Genomic DNA, 303 nt, shown 5'->3' with positions numbered 1-303 from the left:
TGAAGCTCGCCTTCCTGTTGCACACGGTGTACGGCATTAAAGATATGACGTATGCGTTGTTGGCTCAGGTGAGTGAGGAGAAGGCTAAGGGGTATTTAGCTGAAGAGGGCTTGGTAGAGACAAAAAGCGCTGCTGATAGTAGAGAAATAAAATATAAAAACCACAATACATCGGCAGAAATTACTTCAGATATAAGCGGCCCCAGGGTGATTGAGCTTAATGAAAGAGCTTGTTTGAATAAAGATATTTTTTTTAATTTATAAGGTCCTAGAAACTTTTAATTGTATTAGGTGAGGAAATGGT

Annotated in this window: 1 protein-coding gene; it reads left to right on the top strand. The window is 39.3% G+C overall.

Translation table 11 applies throughout. The features are described from left to right. Positions 1-263, top strand: a 263-nt coding sequence (locus Q5762_RS37775) for a hypothetical protein (protein ID WP_315896836.1), incomplete at its 5' end; no start/stop codon positions are given. Positions 264-303: the final 40 nt, after the last annotated feature.

The organism is Streptomyces sp. P9(2023) (genome assembly GCF_032436795.1).
Classification (GTDB): domain Bacteria; phylum Actinomycetota; class Actinomycetes; order Streptomycetales; family Streptomycetaceae; genus Streptomyces.
The sequence above is the reverse complement of the archived record's forward strand: the minus strand, read 5'-3'. Positions and strand labels throughout refer to the sequence as shown.